Source organism: Mycobacterium xenopi (assembly GCF_009936235.1).
Classification (GTDB): Bacteria; Actinomycetota; Actinomycetes; order Mycobacteriales; family Mycobacteriaceae; genus Mycobacterium; species Mycobacterium xenopi.
In genome coordinates, this window is the sequence record NZ_AP022314.1 from 3,244,224 (window position 1) to 3,264,428 (window position 20,205).

19 protein-coding genes are annotated in these 20,205 nt (G+C 66.7%); 7 read left to right on the forward strand and 12 right to left on the reverse strand.

The genetic code is table 11. From position 1 onward, the window contains the following. Nucleotides 1-4 precede the first annotated feature (4 nt). Nucleotides 5-1,756 (forward strand): SDR family oxidoreductase, encoded by a 1,752-nt coding sequence (locus tag MYXE_RS15270; protein WP_085197013.1) that lies wholly within the window; start codon nucleotides 5-7, stop codon nucleotides 1,754-1,756. Between the two features lie 10 nt (nucleotides 1,757-1,766). Beyond that, complete coding sequence (locus MYXE_RS15275; RefSeq protein ID WP_081485254.1) at nucleotides 1,767-2,843, forward strand: PDR/VanB family oxidoreductase; 1,077 nt, start codon at nucleotides 1,767-1,769, stop codon at nucleotides 2,841-2,843. Between the two features lie 87 nt (nucleotides 2,844-2,930). Here MYXE_RS15275 and MYXE_RS15280 read toward each other — a convergent pair whose 3' ends face one another. After that, entirely contained in the window at nucleotides 2,931-5,504 is a 2,574-nt protein-coding gene (locus tag MYXE_RS15280; RefSeq protein ID WP_085197011.1) for an FtsK/SpoIIIE family DNA translocase, read from the reverse strand. On the opposite strand from MYXE_RS15280, the gene MYXE_RS15285 reads away from it, so the two are divergent. From MYXE_RS15285 to MYXE_RS15295, 3 genes are read left to right on the forward strand one after another with little or no spacing between them, the layout of a single operon-like run. Further along, nucleotides 5,503-5,817, forward strand: coding sequence for a putative quinol monooxygenase (locus MYXE_RS15285; RefSeq protein ID WP_003919364.1), 315 nt, complete (start codon nucleotides 5,503-5,505; stop codon nucleotides 5,815-5,817). The two genes, MYXE_RS15280 and MYXE_RS15285, sit on opposite strands and share 2 nt — an antisense overlap. Further along, on the forward strand, nucleotides 5,814-6,638 hold the full coding sequence (locus MYXE_RS15290) for a mycofactocin-coupled SDR family oxidoreductase (protein ID WP_161552177.1): 825 nt from the start codon (nucleotides 5,814-5,816) through the stop codon (nucleotides 6,636-6,638). Before MYXE_RS15285 ends, MYXE_RS15290 begins: the two co-directional genes overlap by 4 nt. A gap of 3 nt (nucleotides 6,639-6,641) precedes the next feature. Further along, entirely contained in the window at nucleotides 6,642-7,514 is an 873-nt protein-coding gene (locus MYXE_RS15295) for an SAM-dependent methyltransferase (protein ID WP_003919366.1), read from the forward strand. A 50-nt stretch (nucleotides 7,515-7,564) separates the two neighbouring features. Here the strand turns inward: MYXE_RS15295 and MYXE_RS15300 are convergent, their stop codons facing one another. The 6 genes from MYXE_RS15300 to MYXE_RS15325 form a co-directional block, all read right to left on the reverse strand. Continuing rightward, nucleotides 7,565-9,241 carry a ribonuclease J gene (locus MYXE_RS15300; protein ID WP_085197006.1) on the reverse strand — a complete coding sequence of 559 codons (1,677 nt, stop codon included), beginning with the start codon at nucleotides 9,239-9,241 and terminating at the stop codon, nucleotides 7,565-7,567. Between the two features lie 18 nt (nucleotides 9,242-9,259). Then, on the reverse strand, nucleotides 9,260-10,162 hold the full coding sequence (gene dapA / locus MYXE_RS15305) for a 4-hydroxy-tetrahydrodipicolinate synthase (protein ID WP_003919368.1): 903 nt from the start codon (nucleotides 10,160-10,162) through the stop codon (nucleotides 9,260-9,262). A gap of 93 nt (nucleotides 10,163-10,255) precedes the next feature. After that, nucleotides 10,256-11,008, reverse strand: a complete 753-nt coding sequence (thyX, locus tag MYXE_RS15310; RefSeq protein WP_003919369.1) for an FAD-dependent thymidylate synthase — start codon at nucleotides 11,006-11,008, stop codon at nucleotides 10,256-10,258. Nucleotides 11,009-11,145: 137 nt separating this feature from the next. Beyond that, the gene (locus MYXE_RS15315; RefSeq protein WP_085197004.1) at nucleotides 11,146-11,826 is read right to left on the reverse strand and encodes a cell division protein DivIVA; all 681 of its coding nucleotides are present in this window, start codon (nucleotides 11,824-11,826) and stop codon (nucleotides 11,146-11,148) included. 115 nt (nucleotides 11,827-11,941) lie between these two features. Then, nucleotides 11,942-12,448, reverse strand: a complete 507-nt coding sequence (locus MYXE_RS15320; protein WP_003919371.1) for a dihydrofolate reductase — start codon at nucleotides 12,446-12,448, stop codon at nucleotides 11,942-11,944. A gap of 49 nt (nucleotides 12,449-12,497) precedes the next feature. After that, complete coding sequence (locus tag MYXE_RS15325) at nucleotides 12,498-13,298, reverse strand: thymidylate synthase (RefSeq protein ID WP_003919372.1); 801 nt, start codon at nucleotides 13,296-13,298, stop codon at nucleotides 12,498-12,500. A 43-nt stretch (nucleotides 13,299-13,341) separates the two neighbouring features. On the opposite strand from MYXE_RS15325, the gene MYXE_RS15330 reads away from it, so the two are divergent. Both MYXE_RS15330 and MYXE_RS15335 read left to right on the forward strand, forming a co-directional pair. Beyond that, nucleotides 13,342-14,082, forward strand: coding sequence for a dienelactone hydrolase family protein (locus tag MYXE_RS15330; protein WP_003919373.1), 741 nt, complete (start codon nucleotides 13,342-13,344; stop codon nucleotides 14,080-14,082). A 14-nt stretch (nucleotides 14,083-14,096) separates the two neighbouring features. After that, the gene (locus MYXE_RS15335) at nucleotides 14,097-15,125 is read left to right on the forward strand and encodes a TIGR03617 family F420-dependent LLM class oxidoreductase (RefSeq protein ID WP_003919374.1); all 1,029 of its coding nucleotides are present in this window, start codon (nucleotides 14,097-14,099) and stop codon (nucleotides 15,123-15,125) included. Here MYXE_RS15335 and MYXE_RS15340 read toward each other — a convergent pair. The 5 genes from MYXE_RS15340 to MYXE_RS15360 are packed head-to-tail and all read right to left on the reverse strand — an operon-like array spanning nucleotide 15,100 to nucleotide 20,189. Next, on the reverse strand, nucleotides 15,100-16,023 hold the full coding sequence (locus tag MYXE_RS15340) for an aldo/keto reductase (RefSeq protein WP_050947637.1): 924 nt from the start codon (nucleotides 16,021-16,023) through the stop codon (nucleotides 15,100-15,102). The two genes, MYXE_RS15335 and MYXE_RS15340, sit on opposite strands and share 26 nt — an antisense overlap. Before the next feature lie 59 nt (nucleotides 16,024-16,082). Further along, nucleotides 16,083-17,192 (reverse strand): acyl-CoA dehydrogenase family protein, encoded by a 1,110-nt coding sequence (locus tag MYXE_RS15345; RefSeq protein ID WP_085197002.1) that lies wholly within the window; start codon nucleotides 17,190-17,192, stop codon nucleotides 16,083-16,085. Continuing rightward, nucleotides 17,189-18,379, reverse strand: a complete 1,191-nt coding sequence (locus MYXE_RS15350; protein WP_085197000.1) for an acyl-CoA dehydrogenase family protein — start codon at nucleotides 18,377-18,379, stop codon at nucleotides 17,189-17,191. The genes MYXE_RS15345 and MYXE_RS15350 overlap by 4 nt, the downstream gene beginning before the upstream one ends. A 12-nt stretch (nucleotides 18,380-18,391) precedes the next feature. Next, nucleotides 18,392-19,420, reverse strand: coding sequence for a phosphotransferase family protein (locus MYXE_RS15355; protein WP_085196998.1), 1,029 nt, complete (start codon nucleotides 19,418-19,420; stop codon nucleotides 18,392-18,394). Beyond that, nucleotides 19,413-20,189, reverse strand: coding sequence for an SDR family oxidoreductase (locus MYXE_RS15360; protein WP_085196996.1), 777 nt, complete (start codon nucleotides 20,187-20,189; stop codon nucleotides 19,413-19,415). The genes MYXE_RS15355 and MYXE_RS15360 overlap by 8 nt, the downstream gene beginning before the upstream one ends. Between the last annotated feature and the right edge of the window lie 16 nt (nucleotides 20,190-20,205).

The following is a 20,205-nucleotide window of genomic DNA, read 5'->3' on the forward strand; positions in this document are numbered from 1 at the left end:
AGCAATGACAGCTACCAACGTCACGGCGTCGGACGGCGTCACCCTGGCCGTGCACCCGTACGGCGAGATTGATCAGCGACGCCCGACCATCCTGGCCGTCCACGGCTATCCCGATAACCACCACGTGTGGGACGGGGTGGCAGCAGAACTGGCCGACCGCTACAACGTCGTGACCTACGACGTGCGCGGGGCCGGTGACTCTTCAGAACCGGCGGATCGCTCGGGATACCGGTTCCCGCAACTGGTTTCGGACATCGGCACGGTGATTGACAGCCTAGAAGTGGACGAGGTCCACCTGCTGGGCCACGACTGGGGTTCCATCCAGTGCTGGGCGGCGGTCACCGACGACTCGGTCAGCGGCAAAATCGCGTCATTCACGTCGATCTCGGGGCCACACCTGAACTACGCGGGCAAATTTCTGCGGTCACCGCGCACACCGCGCGCCGTCGCCGACGTTGCCAAACAGATCCTGGCCTCGTCCTACATCTGGTTCTTCTTGTGCCCGGGTGTGCCGGAGATCGCGATCCGAACCCGGGCAACGGTGAAAGTCTTTGAGGCCGTTGAGCGTATCGGCCGATCGAGCACCCGTAGCCAGCGCCCTGCGGCGTACCGGTCGACCCGTGACTACCTCAACGGGCTCAACCTGTACCGCGCCAACATGCCCGGGCCGTTTCTCGCGCCTGGGAAGCAGCTGCCGCAGACCACCGTGCCGGTGCAGGTGCTGGTGGCACGCCAGGACTATTTCGTCTCCCCCGCCCTGCAGCGGTTCACCGGCTCGATCCCGCCTGGCAGCAGGGTCATTCCCATCGAGGGCGGGCATTGGGTGGTCAGCTCCCGGCCCGACGTCATCGCCCGGCTCACCAGCGAATGGGTCGACCGGGTCATCGAGGGTGCACCCGGCGCAGGCGAGTCCGTCGTGCACACCGGGCCGCGTGACGTGCGCGGCAAACTCGCGCTGGTCACCGGGGCCGGTGCGGGCATCGGCCGGGCCACCGCGGTGGAGTTGGCCCGCCAGGGCGCCCACGCCGTCGCGGTCGTCGACCGCGACCTCGCCAGCGCCGAACACACCGCAGACGCGGTGCGTGCAGCCGGCGCGGAGGCCGCGGTCTACCAGGTCGACGTCAGCGACGAAGCGGCGATGAATAACCTTGCCGCACAAGTACTGAGCAAGCACGGCGTGGTCGACATCCTGGTGAACAACGCCGGCATCGGCATGGCCGGACGGTTCTTGGAGACCACACCGGAGCACTGGGATACCGTCATGGCCGTCAACGTCCGCGGAGTGATCAACGGTTGCCGCGCGTTCGGTGCCCGGATGGTCGAGCGCGGCCAGGGCGGCACGATCATCAATGTGGCGTCGGCGGCGGCTTTTCTGCCGTCGAAGTCGATGGTCGCCTACGGCACCACCAAGGCAGCGGTGCTGGCGCTGAGCGAATCCCTGCGCGCAGACCTGGCCGACGAGGGCATCACAGTCACCGCTGTGTGCCCGGGTTTCGTCAACACCAACATCGCCAAAAGCACCGTCTACGCGGGAATGACGGCCGAGCAGCAGCAGCGGGCCCGAGAGAAGGCCGATGCCGCGTATCGGCGTCGCAACTACACCCCGGAAGCCACCGCCAAAGCGATTGTCAAGGCGATCAAGACCGGCCCGGCGGTGTTGCCGATCGCAGCCGAGTCCCGGGTGGCCTACGCGCTGCGCCGGATCAGTCCCTCGCTGCTTCGGCTCGTCGCCCGCTTCGACATTCGACAAACCTAGGTGATTGCCTGTGCCCCACACTATTTGGAACAGCCGGCCCGCCGACCTCTATGGTCGTCGCAAACGCGACCGTGTGCTGACCGCATTGTGTGGTGTGGGTGTTCTCTTCGGCGGCCTGGCGTCGGCGTCGCGGTGGTCACCGTCGCGGGTGACTCCCGTGCAGCGCGCCATCACCGCGGTGGTCACCAAGCGCGAACAGCTTTGCCCCGACGTGGTCGCGTTGACGCTGGCCGACCCCGACGGGGGGTTGCTGCCGTCATGGACGCCGGGCGCACACATCGACGTGCGGCTGCCCTCGGGCCGCCGCCGCCAGTATTCGCTGTGTGGCCCGCCCGGTCGGCGCACCGACTACCGCATCGCGGTACGCCGGATCACCGACGGCGGGGGCGGGTCGGTCGAGATGCACGAGTCGTTCGACGTGGGCGACACGCTGGTGTTCGAAGGGCCCCGCAATGCCTTCTACCTCGTCACCGACGAACGGGACGTGCTGTTCGTGATCGGCGGTATCGGGGTGACCCCGATCCTGCCCATGATCCAGCTGGCCCAGCAGCACGGAATCAATTGGCGCGCAGTCTATGCCGGCCGCAGCCGGGAGTACATGCCACTGCTGGACGAGGTGGTGGCGGTGGCCCCGGACCGGGTCACGGTGTGGGCCGACGACGAGCGCGGGCGGCTGCCCGGCGCCGAGGACCTGCTGGCCGACGCCGACTCGACGACCGCTGTCTACGTGTGCGGGCCGACCGGCATGCTGGAGTCGGTGCGTGCAGTGCGCGACGAATACGCCGACGCACCACTGCATTACGAGCGGTTCAGCCCACCCCCGGTGGTCAACGGGCGTCCGTTCGAGCTGGAACTCGCGCGTTCGCGACGGGTGCTGTCCGTGCCGTCGAACCGCTCGGCGCTGGCCGTCATGCTCGACCGTGACCCGGCAACCCCATACTCCTGCCAGCAAGGGTTCTGCGGGACGTGCAAGGTCAAAGTCCTGGCCGGACAGGTGGATCGCCGGGGTCGCGCCGCAGAGGGCGACGACGAAATGCTGGTCTGCGTCTCCCGGGCGAAAAACGGTCGCGTAGTCATCGACGCCTGATCGGCGCCTGAAAGCCTTGCGCCGAGCGTCGTGCGCCGAGTGTGAAATGGTTGCGAAATTTGGGCCCTCAGACTCAAGGGCTCGGCGCTACTCGGGTTCGTCTCCCCCGATGCCCCGGATCGACGCCAGCGTCGCGGCCAGTTCGTCGGGCTTGACCAGCACCTCGCGTGCCTTCGAGCCTTCCGACGGCCCGACGATGCCGCGGGTTTCCATCAGGTCCATCAGCCGGCCGGCTTTGGCGAAGCCCACCCGGAGCTTGCGCTGCAGCATCGAGGTGGAGCCGAACTGGCTGGACACCACCAGCTCGACGGCCTGCAGGAACACGTCCATGTCGTCGCCGATGTCGGGGTCGACGTCGCGGCGTTCCGCGGTGGGCTTAGCGGTGGTAACACCCTCGGTGTATTCGGGTTCGGCCTGCTCCTTGCAGGCGGTGACGACGGCGTGGATCTCCTCGTCGGTGATATATGCCCCCTGCAGCCGAATCGGTTTGCTGCCGCCCATCGGCAAAAACAAGCCGTCGCCCATGCCGATCAGCTTCTCTGCGCCCCCCTGATCGAGGATCACCCGGCTGTCGGTCAGCGACGAGGTCGCGAACGCCAACCGGGACGGCACATTCGTCTTGATCAGCCCGGTAACGACGTCGACCGAAGGACGCTGGGTGGCCAGCACCAGGTGAATACCGGCGGCGCGGGCCTTTTGGGTGATCCGCACGACGGCGTCTTCGACGTCGCGCGGCGCGGTCATCATCAGGTCAGCCAGCTCGTCGACGATCGCGACCACATACGGGTAAGGCCGGTATTCGCGCTGGCTGCCCAGCGGCGCGGTGATCTTCCCGGAGCGCACGTGAGCGTTGAAGTCGTCGATGTGACGTACCCGGGACGCCTGCATGTCCTGGTAACGCTGTTCCATCTCGTCGACCAGCCACGCCAGCGCCGCCGCCGCTTTCTTGGGCTCGGTGATGATCGGGGTGATCAGATGCGGAATGCCTTCGTACGGTGTCAGTTCCACCATCTTCGGATCGACCAGGATCATCCGGACTTCTTCCGGGGTGGCCCGTGCCAGTAGCGAGACCAGCATCGAGTTGACGAAGCTGGATTTCCCGGACCCGGTGGAACCGGCGACCAGCAGATGCGGCATCTTGGCCAGATTCCACGAAATGTATTCGCCTTCAATATCTTTGCCGAGCGCGATCACCAACGGGTGGTGGTCCCGCCGTGTCGAGGGCGCAGTGAGCACGTCGGCTAGCCGCACGGTCTCGCGGTCGGTGTTGGGCACTTCGATGCCCACGGCCGACTTGCCGGGGATCGGGGCCAGCATCCGTACACTCTCTGTGGCCACGGCGTAGGCGATATTGCGTTGCAGCGCAGTGATTTTCTCTACCTTGACGCCCGGCCCCAGCTCGACCTCGTAGCGGGTGACGGTGGGCCCGCGGGTGCAGCCGGTGACCGCGGCGTCGACCTTGAACTGCTGCAGCACCGACGTGATGGCCTCCACCATGCGGTCGTTGGCCGGACTGCGCCGTTTCGGCGGGTCACCCTTGATGAGCAGGTCCAGCGACGGCAGCGTGTAGGGCCCTTCGACCACCCGGTCCAGCGGCAGCGTCTCGTGTTTGGGGGCCGACCGGTCGGCACGACGACGGCTGCGAACCGTCGGCTCCGGGATGGTGGGAGTGTCGTCCGGCCTGACCGCATCCTCCTCCGACAACCACGGTTGTGCTTCTTTGTCGTCGTAGTAGCCGTCCGAATAGTCTTCTGCTGCAACCCCTTTGAGGCCAGTGACGTCGGGTTCACCGTAGCAGGCCCGGGTGCCGAACATGGCGCGCAGCGCTTCGGGAACTTCTCGGATCGTGGTCCCGGTCAGCAGCAGCAGACCGAACAGCGCGCCGATGAACAGCAGCGGCGCCGCGATCCATGCGGTCACCCCCTCCGAGAGCGGCCCGCCGATGGCGAAGCCGATGAAACCGGCTGCCTGCCGACGCGCATCAGGGCTCGGCGGTGACCCGGCCCACAGATGCCACAAGCCGAGCACCGACAGACCCACCAACGCCGCGCCGAGGATCAGCCGCGGCCGCGCGTCGGGGTTGGGCTCGGTGCGCATCAGCGTGACCGCTGCGCCGGCAGTCACCAGTGGCAGCACGACGGCGGCTGAGCCGACGAACATCCGCAGCACCGCGTCCACCCAGGCACCAACCGGGCGGGCGGCGTCGAACCACGAGCCGGCGGCGATGACGACGGCTACGCCCAGCAGCATCAGCGCGATCCCGTCGCGGCGGTGGCCGGGCTCGATGTCGTGGGCGCGACCCACCGAACGGGCGGCGGCACCCGCGGTCCTGGCCAACAGGAGCCACGTCCCGCGCGCAGCGTCTCCGCAGTTCAGCCCCATGGTGACCAGCAGCGACCGCGCGCGGCGCTTCCTGACCCTTTTGCGTGGCGTTCGCGGTCGTGTCGACCGGGAACCACCCCGCGAAACGGCTTTTGACCTGCCTGTTCGGGTGCCGGATCGGGCGACGGTCCTACTAGCCATGGTCGCAAGCCTAATCGCAAAAACACCATAGACACCATCCGCCACACTGGTTACGGCCATGTAGGTACCTCGGGGTCGACGCCGCCTGGGTAGGGTGACACTCGTCACGCCGTCAGCCGACCGCAGGAGGCCCAGCATGCCCGTCGTCGTCGTTGCCACCTTCACCGTCAAACCCGAATCCGTGGATACGGTCCGCGAGGTCTTGAAGCGTGGAGTCAACGACGTGCACGACGAGCCCGGCTGCCAGCTCTACGCCCTGCACGAAAGCGGCAACACTTTCGTCTTCGTCGAACAATGGGCCGACGCCGACGCGCTGCAGGCCCACAGCACCGCGCCCGCGATCGCGACGATGTTGAAAGAGGTCGGCGAACATCTGGCCGCGTCGCCGGACATCAAAACGCTGACACCCGTCGTCGCCGGCGACCCCGGCAAGGGACAGCTCCGTCCCTGATGCACCGGCCCCTGCGCGGCAAGGTCGCGTTCATCACCGGCGCCGCACGCGGCCAGGGCCGCGCGCACGCGCTGCGGCTGGCCTGTGACGGCGCCGACATCATCGCCGTCGACCTGTGTGGGCAGATCGCCAGCGTCCCTTATCCGCTGGCCACTCCCGACGACCTGGCCGCCACCGCCAAGCTGGTCGAGGACGCGGGTGCGCGCGTCGTGGCCTGCCAAGGCGATGTCCGCGACCGCGCGTCGCTGGCGGCCGCGTTGCAGGCCGGCCTGGACGAGCTCGGCCGGCTGGACATCGTCGTAGCCAACGCCGGGATCGCGCCCATGCAGGCGGGCGCCGACGGCTGGCGTGACGTGATCGACGTCAACCTCACCGGCGTGCACCACACGGTGGAAGTGGCGACACCGACGATGATCGAGCAAGGCGACGGCGGGTCGATCGTGCTGATCAGCTCGGCCGCAGGCCTGGCCGGCATCGGCAGCGGCGACGCCGGATCGATCGGCTACGCCGCGGCCAAGCACGGAATGGTGGGGTTGATGCGTGTCTACGCCAATCTGCTGGCACCGCATAGCATTCGGGTTAACTCGCTACATCCGGCTGGCGTCGACACGCCGATGATCAACAACGAGTTCACCCGAGCCTGGCTGAACCAGATTGTTGCTCAATCAGATTCGCCACCAGACATGGGCAACGCTTTGCCGGTGCAGGTGCTCCAACCCGAGGACATCGCCAACGCGGTGGCGTGGCTGGTGTCTGATCAGGCGCGCTACATCACCGGCATCACCTTGCCGGTCGACGCCGGATTTCTGAACAAACGGTAACTTATGGCACGAAATCCGGTAGCGCAGACCGCCTTCGGCCCAGTGGTATTGACGGCTGTCGAACAGCACGAGCCACCCGGGCGGCGGCTGGTCGATGACGATCTGGCGGGTGGGTTTCTGCCGGCGCCGGCGCGGCTGCTCACCGCTGCAACCCGCTCGTCGGTGCTGCGCCGACTACTGGTGGATACGATGGAGCGTTCCGGCCCTGGACTGTGGGCCAATCTGACCTGCCGTAAGCGCTACATCGGCGACAAGCTGCACGAAGCGCTGGACAGCATCGACGCGGTCGTCATCCTGGGAGCTGGGCTGGACACCAGCGCCTACCGGTTGGCGCGGCATAGCCGCATTCCGGTCTTCGAAGTGGACCTTCCGGTCAACATCGCGAGGAAGGCGGCGGCCCTGCGCCGGGTGTTCGGCGAGCCGCCACGATCAGTTCGGTTGGTGGCGTTGGATTTCGAGCGCGACGACTTGCTCACGGCACTGGCCGAATACGGCTACCGGACGGACTATCGCGTGTTCTTCGTCTGGGAAGGGGTAACCCAGTACCTCACCGAGAATGCCGTACGCGCGGCGTTGGACGGACTGCAGCCTGTTGCGTCGGGTAGCCGTCTGGTGTTCACCTATGTCCGCCGCGACTTCATCGACGGGACCAATCTGTATGGCGCGCCCACGTTGTACCGGCGGATGCGGCAGCGTCGGCAATTATGGCACTTCGGATTACGGCCCGAAGAAGTAGCGGAGTTTCTCGCCCCGTTCGGCTGGCGGCTGATCGAGCAGGTCGGACCCGAGCAGCTGGTTCACCGCTATGTTCAGCCGACGGGCCGCAACCTCACCGCCTCCGAGATCGAATGGTCGGCGTACGCCGAGAAGACGTAAACGCCCCTCGCTCAGGCTCGAAACAAAAGGCTTAGCGGGTGTTCGCGAGGCTAAATCTCGATCACGGTCGGCACGATCATCGGCTGACGGCGGTAGGTCTCGCCCACCCACTTGCCGACGGTGCGGCGCACCGCTTGGGCGATGCGGATCGGGTCGGTGACGTTCTCCTCGGCGAGCAAATCCAGCTCATCTTCCACCTTGCGCACCGCAGGCTCCAGCGCCTTGGGATCTTCGGAAAAGCCGCGCGAGTGCAGATGCGGGGGCGCCGCCGCACGCCCGGTGTCGCGCCGCACCACCACGGTTACCGCGATGAACCCTGACGACAGGATCAGCCGTTCACCCAAAGTGATCTCGCCGACGTCGCCCGTGATAAGGCCGTCGACGAACATCTTGCCGACCGGCACAGCTCCCGCGATACGGGCCTTACCGGCAACGAGGTCGACACTGACACCGTTCTCGGCCAACAGGATCGACTCCTGCGGCACCCCGGTGCGGGCGGCCAGAGCGGCGTTGGCGCGCAGCATCCGCCAGGTGCCGTGGATCGGCATGACATTGCGCGGCCGCACCCCGTTGTAGAGGAACAGCAGCTCGCCCGCATACGCGTGGCCCGAAACATGCACCCGCGCTTGAGCATTGGTGACAACGCGGGCGCCGATCTTGGAAAGTTCGTCGATGACGCCGTAGACGGCTTCCTCGTTGCCCGGTATCAACGATGACGACAACACGATGAGGTCACCGGCCGTCAACGTGATGCTGCGGTGCTCGCCGCGCGACATACGCGCCAGCGCCGACATCGGCTCGCCCTGTGTGCCGGTCGTGATCAACACGACCTGCTCGGGCCGCATCGTTTCAGCCACGCTGATGTCGATCAGGTCGGAGTCGGCCACCCGCAGGTAGCCGAGGTCACGGGCGATGCCCATGTTGCGCACCATCGAGCGGCCCACGAACGACACCCGTCGGCCCAACGCGACTGCGGCGTCGATGATCTGCTGCACGCGGTCGACGTTGGAGGCGAAGCACGCCACGATGACCCGGCCGTCGGCGCCTCGGATCAACCGGTGCAGGGTGGGACCGACCTCGCTTTCCGACGGCCCGACGCCGGGGATTTCGGAGTTCGTCGAGTCGCACAGGAAAAGGTCCACGCCGGCGTCGCCCAGCCGCGACATGCCGGGCAGGTCGGTGGGACGGCCGTCGAGCGGAAGCTGGTCGAGCTTGATGTCGCCGGTGTGCAGGACGGTTCCCGCTCCGGTGTACACCGCGATGGCCAGCGAGTCGGGAATGGAATGGTTGACGGCGAAGTATTCACATTCGAATACGCCGTGAGTAGTGTGCTGGCCCTCGCTGACCTCCACGAACACCGGTTTGAGTTGGTGCTCACGGCATTTCGCCGCGACCAGCGCCAGCGTGAACTTCGAGCCGACCACCGGGATGTCGGGCCGCAGCTTGAGCAGGAAAGGGATGGCTCCGACGTGGTCCTCGTGCGCGTGGGTGAGCACCAGCGCCTCGACGTCGTCGAGCCGGTCTTCGATGTGGCGCAGGTCCGGCAGGATCAGGTCGACACCGGGTTCGTCGTGGGTGGGGAACATGACCCCGCAGTCGATGATCAGCAACCGGCCCAGATGCTCGAAAACCGTCATGTTGCGGCCGATTTCGCTGATGCCGCCGAGCGCGGTGACCCGCAGACCGCCAGGGGCGAGAGGACCTGGCGGGGCGAGGTCTTCGTTCACCTGCGGCTCACCTGTCGCCTACCGCAGCACCGAAGCCGCGCGCATGTCGGTGGCCAATTCGTCCGCCTGCTGCGGGGTCGCGGGCATCTGAGGCAGCCGGGGGTCCCCGACGTCGATGCCTTGCAACCGCAGGCCCGCCTTGGCCATCGTCACCCCGCCGAGACGGCTCATCGCGTCACACAGCGGGGCGATTTCGACGTTGATCTTGCGGGCGGTAGCCACATCCCCGGATTGGAAGGCCGACAACATCTCTCGCAGCTGACCGGCGGCCAGATGAGAGATCACGCTGATGAAACCGGTGGCTCCCATCGCCAGCCAGGGCAGGTTCAGCGCATCGTCACCGGAGTAATAGACCAGCCCGGTTTCGGCCATCAGCTGTCCACCACGGTGCAGATCACCCTTGGCGTCTTTGACGCCCACGATGTTGGGGTGAGCCGCGAGGGCCCGCAGAGTGTCGGGTTCGATCGGCACCACCGAGCGCGGCGGGATGTCATACAACAGCACCGGCAGCTCGGTGGCATCGGCCACGGCAGTGAAGTGCGCGATCAACCCGGATTGGGGCGGCTTCGAGTAGTACGGCGTAACCACCAGCAGGCCGTGCGCGCCCTCAGCTGCGCACGCTTTGGCGAGATGGATGCTATGCGCGGTGTCGTAGGTGCCCGCGCCGGCGATGACACGCGCACGATCGCCCACCGCTTCCAGCACGGACCGCAATAGCCGCAGCTTCTCGTCGTCGGTGGTGGTCGGCGATTCGCCGGTGGTCCCGGACACCACCAGGCCGTCGCATCCGGCGTCGACGAGGTGAGTGGCCAGCCGGGCCGCGGCGGCGGTGTCCAGGGAGCCGTCCGGGGCGAACGGGGTCACCATCGCGGTCAGCAGGGTGCCCAGGCGGGCGTGCACGTCGAATCCGCCGGTGCTCACGGTCCCAAGGCTACCTGCCCATCCCCCAGCGACCGGCGCGAGCGGGCGCGTTTGTGCGCCGCCGGCGGTTCGCCACGGGAGGTCTGCGGTTTCTCACGCTTCGGTGGCGAGCGGACTGGTGGCGACCTCGGTGCCGTCGGCCAGGGTGGTGATTTCGAAGTCGGCGAAGACGGCGGGGGCGATGTCGATCAGCTGGCGCAGGCAGGCGATCGCGAGCCGCCGGATTTCCACGTCGGCGTGCTCGCTGGCCCGCATCGCGATGAAGTGCCGCCACGCACGGTAGTTGCCGGTGACGACGATCCGCGTTTCGGTGGCATTGGGCAGCACCGCGCGAGCCGCTTGACGAGCTTGTTTGCGCCGTAACACCGCGTTGGGCTGGTCGGCGAACTTGGTTTCCAGCTTGGCCAGCAGTTCGGTGTAGGTGGCCCGACTGGCATCGGCAGCCCTGGTGAGGATCTGCTCTAGTTCGGGATCGTCTTCCATGCCGGGTGGCACAACGACCTGGGAGTCGCGTTCCGGCACGTAGCGCTGCGACAGCTGGGAGTACGAGAAGTGGCGGTGGCGGATCAACTCGTGGGTGCAGGAGCGCGAAATCCCGGTGATGTAAAACGAGACGCTCGCATGCTCGAGTACGGAAAAATGGCCGACGTCGATGATGTGCCTGATGTAGGAGGCGTTGGTCGCGGTCTTCGGGTTCGGTTTCGACCAGCTCTGGTAACAGGCCCGGCCGGCGAACTCGGTGAGGGCTTGCCCCCCGTTGGCGTCAGTGCTCCACGGCACATCGGGAGGCGCCAAGAACTCGGTCTTGGCGATCAACTGCACGCGCAATGGCGCCGTTTCGGCCACGGCGCTCACCTTATCGCCCGGTTTCCCTCACGCCGACGGTATCTGGTGGGCCCCGCACCGGCCTGCGAAACTGATCGAGACGGCCTTGGGGAGCGAAAATCCGCGACACGCCCTAGGGCGATCCCAAACGATTCGGCTCACCCCGCGCTGCTTTTCTGCTCGAACGGCACCACGACGCCGTCGCTCGACGGCTCGTGTCCCTCCTGATGCGCCGATTCGAGCATGGCCGGGACAGCCTCGAGTCCGCGGTAGACGACCATCAGTTGCTCGAGGATTTTGATCTGGTGCAGATTCGCCTCGTCCACCACGCGCCGGGCTTGCTCGCGACAATCATCGGCCTCGCGCTTGGCGTCGGCGAGCAGTTGGTCCCGCTCCTGCTGCGCCTTCTGCCACGCGTCCTCGATCGCCGATTGTGTTTCAGCGCGCATCCTGGCAAGTTCGGCTTCAAGTTCCTTTTTGGCTTCGGCACACTCGGCTTCGGTGGCGCTTCGCTGCGCCTCCGCCTCTGCCAACAGCTCGTCGTGCTTTCGCCGCGCGTCCTCGGCATCCGACTCGATGGCCGCGACCAACGCTTCCATCTCCGCTTTTGCCTCGGCGCACATCTCGGTCACCTCGTCGACCACATGCCGCAACAGCTTGCCCATGCGATGCGCCATCGCGTGTGGCGATTGCGAGGTGTCGTTGAGGAGCGCGACCTCTTTTCGCAGCGCGGCGGCTTCATCGCCCGATGTCTTCAGCCGGGTCTTGAGGCTCTCGATCTCGTCGAGCAGCACCTGGCGCTCCGCGGTCAACTCCTCGATACAGGCGTCAACGGCCATCGGATCGTAGCCCAGGAGAACGCGAGGAAACCTGTCTGCGGGTCTGGTTTTCACGGCTCGCTCCCCTTTCTGAAACACCTGCTAGATCCACTAAAACCGACCCACGTTGAGTATGTCACGGTTCACCCACCGCTGCTGGACAACGCCGGTAGCTACGCAATCGGTACCGCAGCCCGGTGCTGCTGGTCAGCCACTCCCCGGTCGTGCCTTGCCAGGTCTCGTCGAGCACCGGTGCCAGCGCATCGCCGTCCTGGCGGGCCAGGTCGATGTCGACCTCGGTGACCTCGCATCGCGATGCCAGCGGAAGGGCGAGAGGGTAGAGCTCCGCACCGCCAATAACCCAGGCCTCGCCGTCCTGCAGGGCGTCTTCGAGGGATCTGACAACCTCGGCGCCGTCGGCCACGTAGCCCGCTTGGCGGGTCAGTACGACGTTTCGGCGACCCGGCAGCGGCCGCACCGTGGCCGGCAACGATTCCCACGTCCGTCGACCCATTACCACGGTGTGACCCAGGGTGAGCTGTTTGAAGCGGGCCTGGTCCTCAGGCAACCGCCACGGGATACCACCGCCGCGACCGATGACGCCCGACGTCGATTGAGCCCAGATCAGGCCCACGTCCCCCATGTGCGCCACTCCTCCTCGTTAATCCGCTCTGCATCGTCATCGGCGCGGGTCATATGGCGACGGGGGCCTTGATCGCCGGGTGCGGATCGTAATTTTTGATGACAACGTCCTCATAAGTGTAATCGAATATCGAATCTCGATGTGCCAGAACAATTTCCGGATATGGTCGGGGTTCGCGGCTGAGCTGCAGACGCACCTGCTCGACGTGGTTATCGTAGATGTGGCAGTCGCCGCCGGTCCAAATGAACTCTCCCACATCCAGATCCGCCTGCGCAGCCATCATATGGGTGAGCAGCGCGTAGCTAGCGATGTTGAACGGCACCCCGAGGAACAGGTCGGCACTGCGCTGATAAACCTGGCAGCTCAGCCGCCCGCCGGCCACGTAGAACTGGAACAGCAGGTGACACGGTGGCAATGCCATCTTGTGCAGCTCCCCGACGTTCCACGCAGAGACGATGATTCGCCGCGAGTCGGGGTCGGTGCGCAGCAGGTCCAGCGCCGCGCTGATCTGGTCGACGTGCTCACCCGACGGGGTCGGCCACGACCGCCACTGCACCCCGTAGATCGGCCCCAGATCGCCCGTGGGAGAGGCCCATTCGTCCCAGATGGTGACGCCATGCTGCTGCAACCAGCGCACGTTGGAGTCGCCGCGCAGAAACCACAGCAGTTCGTAGACCACCGATCTGACGTGCACCTTCTTGGTGGTGATCAGCGGGAAGCCGGCCGACAAGTCGTAGCGCATCTGCTGGCCGAACAGGCTGCGGGTTCCGGTGCCGGTGCGGTCGGACTTGGGCGTGCCCTGCTCCAGCACCAGCCGTAGCAGATCCTCGTACGGCGTAGCGATTGGCACGCCGCCCAGCTTACGTCGAGACGCGGGGAGTAGAACGGATGCCATGCCGCAGATTACCGACACCATAACCACTGCCGATGGCAGCTGTACCGTCCAGCTGTTCACCCCCGACGGTGACGGGCCCTGGCCCGGCGTTGTGATGTATCCCGACGCCGGCGGGGTGCGCGACACCTTCCGCGACATGGCCGCCAAGCTGGCCGGCTTCGGCTACGCGGTGCTGCTGCCCGACGTGTATTACCGCCACGGCCACTGGGAGCCGTTCGACATGCGGACCGCGTTCAGCGACCCGGCGGAGCGCAAGCGGCTGATGTCGATGATCGGCAGCGTCACCCCGGACATAATGGCCCGCGACGCAGGCGCGTTCTTCGACTACCTCGCCGGTCGCTCCGAGGTGCGCGGAGACCGGTTCGGGGTATGCGGTTATTGCATGGGCGGGCGAACGGCTCTGGTCGTGGCCGGCCGCCAGCCCGGCCGCGTTGCGGCTGCCGCGTCGTTCCATGGCGGCGGGCTGGCGACCGACAGCCCGGACAGTCCACACCTGCTGGCCGATCGCATCCAGGCGGCCGTGTACGTCGCAGGAGCTCAGAACGACGGCTCTTTCACCCCCGAGCAGGCCGAGCAGCTCGACAAAGCGCTGACTGCGGCCGGCGTCGAGCACACCATCGAGACCTACGCCGCAGAGCACGGCTTCGCGGTCCCGGACAACCCGCCGTATGACGAGGCCGCCGCCGCGCGCCATTGGGCAGCGATGCGCGACTTCTTCGGCGCCAAGCTCTCCGGATAACCGGCGTGCCGCCGATGCACGTCGACGCCATGACGACCCCGGCGCCGCTGAGCCGCGTCGGCGACCTCGCCCGCCGAGCCCAGTCGGCCGGGTTCTCCGGGCTGTTGTTCACCGAGACGGGCCGCACGGCCTATCTCAACGCCGCCGTGGCCTCGCAGGCCGCGCCCGGACTGGAGTTGTCCACGGGTGTGGCGGTGGCCTTTCCGCGTAGTCCCTTCGTCACCGCGACGACGGCGTGGGAGCTCGCCGAAGCAACCGGCGGCAAGTTCCGGCTCGGTCTGGGCACCCAGGTGCGCACGCACGTCGTGCGGCGTTACGGTGTGCCCTTCGATCGGCCCGGTCCGCGCCTGCGCGACTACGTGCTCGCCGTCAAGGCGTGCTTCGCGGCGTTTCGGACGGGGACGCTCGATCACCACGGCGAGTTCTACGACCTCGACTTCATCACTCCCCAGTGGAGCCCGGGGCCCATCGATGCCCCAGACCCGAAAGTTGATATCGCGGCGGTGAATCCGTGGATGCTGCGGATGGCAGGCGAGGTGGCCGACGGCGTGCATATCCATCCCATCGCCGAGCCCGGTTACCTGGCCCGGCACGCCATGCCGAACATCGCTGCAGGAGCGGCCAAAGCCGGGCGCACACCATCGGACATCGCCGTGATCGTGCCGGCGATGACGATCGTCGGCGATAGCGCCCACGAGCGCGACAAGGAACGAGAACAGGTGCGGGCCAGTCTCGCCTTCTACGGAAGCACGCCCAATTACGCGTTCATCTGGGACGAGGCCGGGTTCGAGGGCACGACCGCCCGGATTCGGGAGAAGCAGAAGGCCGGCGACTTCGCCGGCATGGCCGCCCAGATCACCGACGAGCACCTGGCGGTCTTCGCTACCGAGTCAACTTGGGACGGGCTGGCCGATGCACTGACCGGCAAGTATGCGGGAATCGCCACCAGGCTGGTGCTGTACAACGCGCTGACCGATCCGGAGCGCGTCGAGCGCTACGGCGAAGTTGCTCGCCAAATCAGTCGCCGATCAGCCGCTGCATGAAATCGGGGTAGCGCGCGCCCTGCACTGTGATCCGCGTTGCGGCATCATCAATTTCGCGTAGGTCGTCGGCGGTGAGCTCGACATCGGCTGCCGCGACGTTCTCCTGGAGGCGCTCCAGGCGGCGGGTGCCCGGAATGGGGACGATCCACGGTTGCTGCGCGAGGAGCCAGGCCAGCGCGATCTGCCCGGGTGTCGCATTCTTGCGTGCCGCGATCGTGTCCAGTAGATCAACGACGGCCTGGTTGGCGGCTCGGGCGTCGGCGGCAAATCGCGGAATGGCGTTGCGGATGTCGGTGCGGTCGAATTGGGTGTCGGCGCCGATGCTTCCGGTGAGGAAGCCTTTCCCGAGCGGACTGTACGGCACAAAGCCGATGCCGAGTTCGGCACAGGTGGGCAACACCTCGCTTTCCGGTGCGCGCCACCAGATCGAGTACTCGCTTTGCACGGCCGTGACGGGCTGGACAGCGTGGGCTCGCCGTATTGCCTCGGCGGATGCCTCCGACATGCCGAAATGCTTGACCTTGCCGTCCTGGATCAACTCCTTGACCGTCCCGGCTACGTCCTCGACGGGTACCTGCGGGTCGACGCGGTGCTGGTACAGCAGGTCAATGGACTCCACACCCAGCCGTCGCAGCGACGCGTCGGTGACCCGCCTGATGTTCTCTGGGCGGCTGTTGAGTCCCGCGATGTTGCCGGTCGCGTCGAAGGCGAAGCCGAACTTGGTCGCAATGACCACCTGACCGGTGAACGGCGCCAATGCCTCTCCGACCAGTTCTTCGTTGTCTCCGTAGGCTTCGGCGGTGTCGAAAAACGTGACACCGCGCTCGACGGCCGAACGGATCACCGCGATCATGTCACTTCTGGAACCAGGTGGGCCGTAGCCACGGCTCATTCCCATGCAGCCCAACCCGATTGCGGATACTTCCAGGCCGTTGCCCAGGGTGCGCGTGTCCAATTTCAACTCCCGCTGTCGCGCGGCAGGTCGACCAATTCGGCCAGCGTGGCGCGATGCCGGTAACCGGTGCCCAAGGCCAGCTGGTCGCTTTTGGCTCGCTTCAGGTAGAGATGAGCCGGGTACTCCCAGGTCATTCCGATTCCGCCGTGCAGCTGAATACATTCCTCGGCGGCATGCACCGCCACGTCGCTGCAGTAAGCCTGCGCGAGGGCCGCCGCGATCGTCGCGTCCGGGTCACGGCGCGCACAGGTGTCGGCGGCGTAGCGGGCTGCGGCTGCCGCGGAGCTCACCTCCAGCCACAGGTCCGCCATCCGGTGCTTGATCGCCTGATATGACCCGATCGCGCGACCAAACTGCTTGCGGCCCTTGACGTAGTCGAGCGTGGTGTCGAAACACCATTGGGCGACGCCGAGCTGCTCGGAGGCCAGCAGCGCCGCCCCGGTGTGCAGCGCCGCCGCGAGCGCCGCCTCCGCCGACCCGGTAGCAACCCGCGACGATGTAGCGCCGGAAAAGCGCACGCTGGCAAGGGGTCTCGTCATATCCAGCGCCAATACCGGCGTCACTGCTACTCCTGCCGCCGTACGCGAGACGGTGTGCAGCTCGAGTCCGTCGGGGCCTGTTGCCGGCACCACCAGCACGTCGGCTTCGGCTGCGCCAGCGACGCTGGTGACCTCGCCGGCCAGACCGTCCGCACCGGTGCTGACGCCGGTGACTGGGTCGCCCGGCGCGTTCGATAGCGGCACTGCCAGCGCCGCAGTGATCTCGCCAGCCGCTAGGCGCGGCAGGGTTTCGGTGTCGCCGGCCTGCAGCAGCGCGACGGTGGCGAGCACCGCGCTGGACAGATATGGCACCGGGGCGACGGCCCGGCCGATCTCCTCCATGACGACGGCGGCCTCGCGGGCACCGGCTCCCGCGCCACCGAGCTCCTCGGGCACCAGCAGCCCGGCCACCCCGAGGTCGGCCGCCAACTGCTTCCACACACCTGAAAAGTTCGGCGGCCCAGGGTCGTACAAGCGCATTACCGCTTCCGGCGGACACCGGTCGGCGAGCAAGTGGCGGACGCTGTCGCGCAGGGCTTCCTCGGTGTCGGAATACAGCAGGTCGGCGTTCATCGCTCCAGGTCCTTCCAGGCGACGTGTTTGTCGACGCGGTGTTCGGGCGGCAGCCCGAGGACCCGTTCGGCGATGGTGTTGCGCAAGATCTCCGACGTGCCGCCTTCGATTGAATTGCCTCTGGCCCGCAGATAGCGATATCCCGGCTCGCGCCCGATCAGGTCGACGGTTTCAGGTCGCCGCATCGTCCAATCGTCGTACTGCAGGCCCGATTCGGTGTGCAGTTCCAGCTCGAATCCCGAAATCGCTTGCGCTAGACGTGCGAAGGCGATTTTCATGCCCGCGCCTTCGGGCCCCGGCTGGCCGGCGGCCAGCCGCTGGCGCAGCCGTTCACCGGTTAGTCGGATGACCTCCGAGTCAACCCACAGCCGCATCATCTGGTCGTGCATCGCGGGGTTGCGCAACGCCGGCTCGCTTCGCCAGGCGTGGGTGACCTTGCCGATCATCCCGCCTTCCCGGGGAACGCCGGGCCTGTTGCCGATGGCGAGCCGCTCGTTGTTGAGGGTGGTGGTCGCAACCTTCCAGCCGCCGCCCTCAGGTCCGAGCCGGTTCGCGTCGGGGACTCTGACGTCGGTGAGAAAGACCTCGTTGAACTCGGCTTCACCGGTGATCTGACGCAGCGGACGGATCTCGATCCCGGGAACCGTCATGTCGCACAGGAAGTACGTCAGCCCTTGGTGTTTGGGCACGGTCGGGTCCGTGCGCGCGAGGAGGATGGCCATCTGGGCGTGTTGCGCCATCGAGGTCCACACCTTCTGCCCGTTGACGATCCAGTCCCCGTCGTCGCGAACCGCCCGGGTGGCGAGCCCGGCCAGGTCCGATCCGGCGCCTGGTTCGCTGAACAGTTGACAGTAGATGTGTTCGCCGGTGTAGAGCGGCCGCAAGAACTTTCGCTTCTGTTCGTCGGTGCCGAACGCCGCGATCGTCGGCGCCGCCATGCCCATGCCGATGACGTTTCTGCCCAGACCGGGCGGCGGCGCACCCGCCGCAGCCAGTTGGGCCTCGACACGCTGCTGGAACGTTCGCGGCAGCTCGAGGCCGCCGCACCCGCGGGGAAAGTGCACCCATGCCAGCCCGGCGTCGAAGCGTGCGCCGAGAAACTCGCGGGGGTCGGTGGTCGCCGGATTGTGTTGCTCGAGCAGTGTGCGCACCCGGGTGTCGAGGTCTGCGGCGATGTCGGTGCTCATCTCGGTCTCCGTTCAGATGCCAGCGTCCGCGGCTACTTCGCGCGCCTTGCGGACCAGGGCGTCGATTCGTTGCACGGTAGGCGTGCCGGCGGCGGCTTTGTTCTGCGGCTCGTCCATGGCGCGGCGCATCACACCCTCGGCGACGATGGCCACCTTCCACAGCCCCAATGCATGCCAGTACTTCAGGGCGGCCGCGTCGCGGCCGGTTTCGGCGAGATACACCGCCGTCATCTCGGCACGATCGGGGAACCCGTCGAGCGCGGCGGCGGCGAAGCTTCCGGCCCACTCATCCTCGCCAGGCTCGGGCCAGTACGCCAGCAAGCTGCCCATGTCGGCCAACGGCTCACCGAGCGTGGACAACTCCCAGTCCAACACGGCAACCACTTCCCCGTTTGTATGCGAGGTGATGACGTTGCGCAGGTGAAAGTCGCCGTGCACCAACGTCAGTTCCTGTTGTGCCGGAGCGGCGGCGGCCAGCCGTCTGGTCAGGTCGTCGAGGTCGGGCAGGTCGCGGGTTTTCGACAGCTCCCACTGTCGCGCCCAGCGTTTGAGCTGACGCTGGGCGTACGGTTTGTGGCTGGCCAGATCGGCCAAGCCGAATTCGGTGATGTCGACGGCATGGATCGTGGCCAGCGTCTTGGCCATTGAGAGCCCGATTTGCCTGCGGCGCTGCGGCGTTAGCGATTCCGCTTTTTCCATGCGGTCGATCACCAGGCCGTCGACGTATTCCATCAACAGCAGTGGAACGTCGTTCGGGTCGCGGGTCAGCCCGTAGATCGTTGGCGTGGGCACCGCGGTGTCCTGCAACGCCGACAGGATCCGCGCCTCGCGGGCCACGTCGTGCGCCGACGCCAGCAACTGCCCCAGCGGGGGGCGGCGCAGCACCCATTCGCGGTCGTCGGCGTCGCGCACCAGGTAGGTCAGGTTCGACTGCCCCAGCCCGATCCGCTCGAAGCTCAGCGGGCCGGTGAACGCGATCCCGAGCCGTTCGATCCAGTCTGCGACGACGGCCGGATCGACACCGAGAACGACGCTAGTCACTGGAGCCGTTCCTGAACGCCTGGGCGTTGCCGAGGAGTTGGCCGCCGTCGATCACCATGGTCTCCCCGGTGATCCAGCTGGCAGCGTCGGAGACCAGGAATGCCACCGCGCCTGCCACGTCGACTGGCTCACCAATGCGTCCCAGCGGTGTCGTCGACGCCAAGGCTTCTTCGTTGCTCTTCCATAGCGCCTCGGCAAGCCGAGTGCGCACGACGCCAGGGCAGATCGCATTCACCCGGACCCGCGGTGAAAGTTCCAGTGCCAGTTGCTTGGTGACGTGGATCAGCGCGGCCTTCGTCGCGTTGTACATGCCCATGTACGGCGCAAAATGCATGCCGCCAATCGACGACGTGTTCACAATCGCGCCGCCATGCTCACCCATCCATGCCTTGACGACAAGCGACGTCCACAGCAGCGGCGCCCACAGGTTCACGTCGAAGATCTTGGCGAAACGGGCGTGGTCCTGTTCGATCAGCGGGCCGAACGCCGGGTTGGTTCCGGCGTTGTTGACGAGAATGTCGACGCTGCCGAAACGCTCCAGCGCTAAGTCGATACACCGTTGCGCGGCAGCCTCTTCGACGGCATGGGCCGCGACGCCGAGAGCGTTGCCGCCGACCTGCGCGGCGGCGGCGTCCGCGCTGTCCTGCTTGCGTGACGTCAGCACGACATTGGCGCCGTGCTGGGCCAGTCGCTGCGCGACAGCCAGCCCGATCCCCCGCGAAGCGCCGGTGATGATCGCCGTGCGGCCGGTGAGATCTTCAGTAATCATGTGCGCTGCTCCTCCT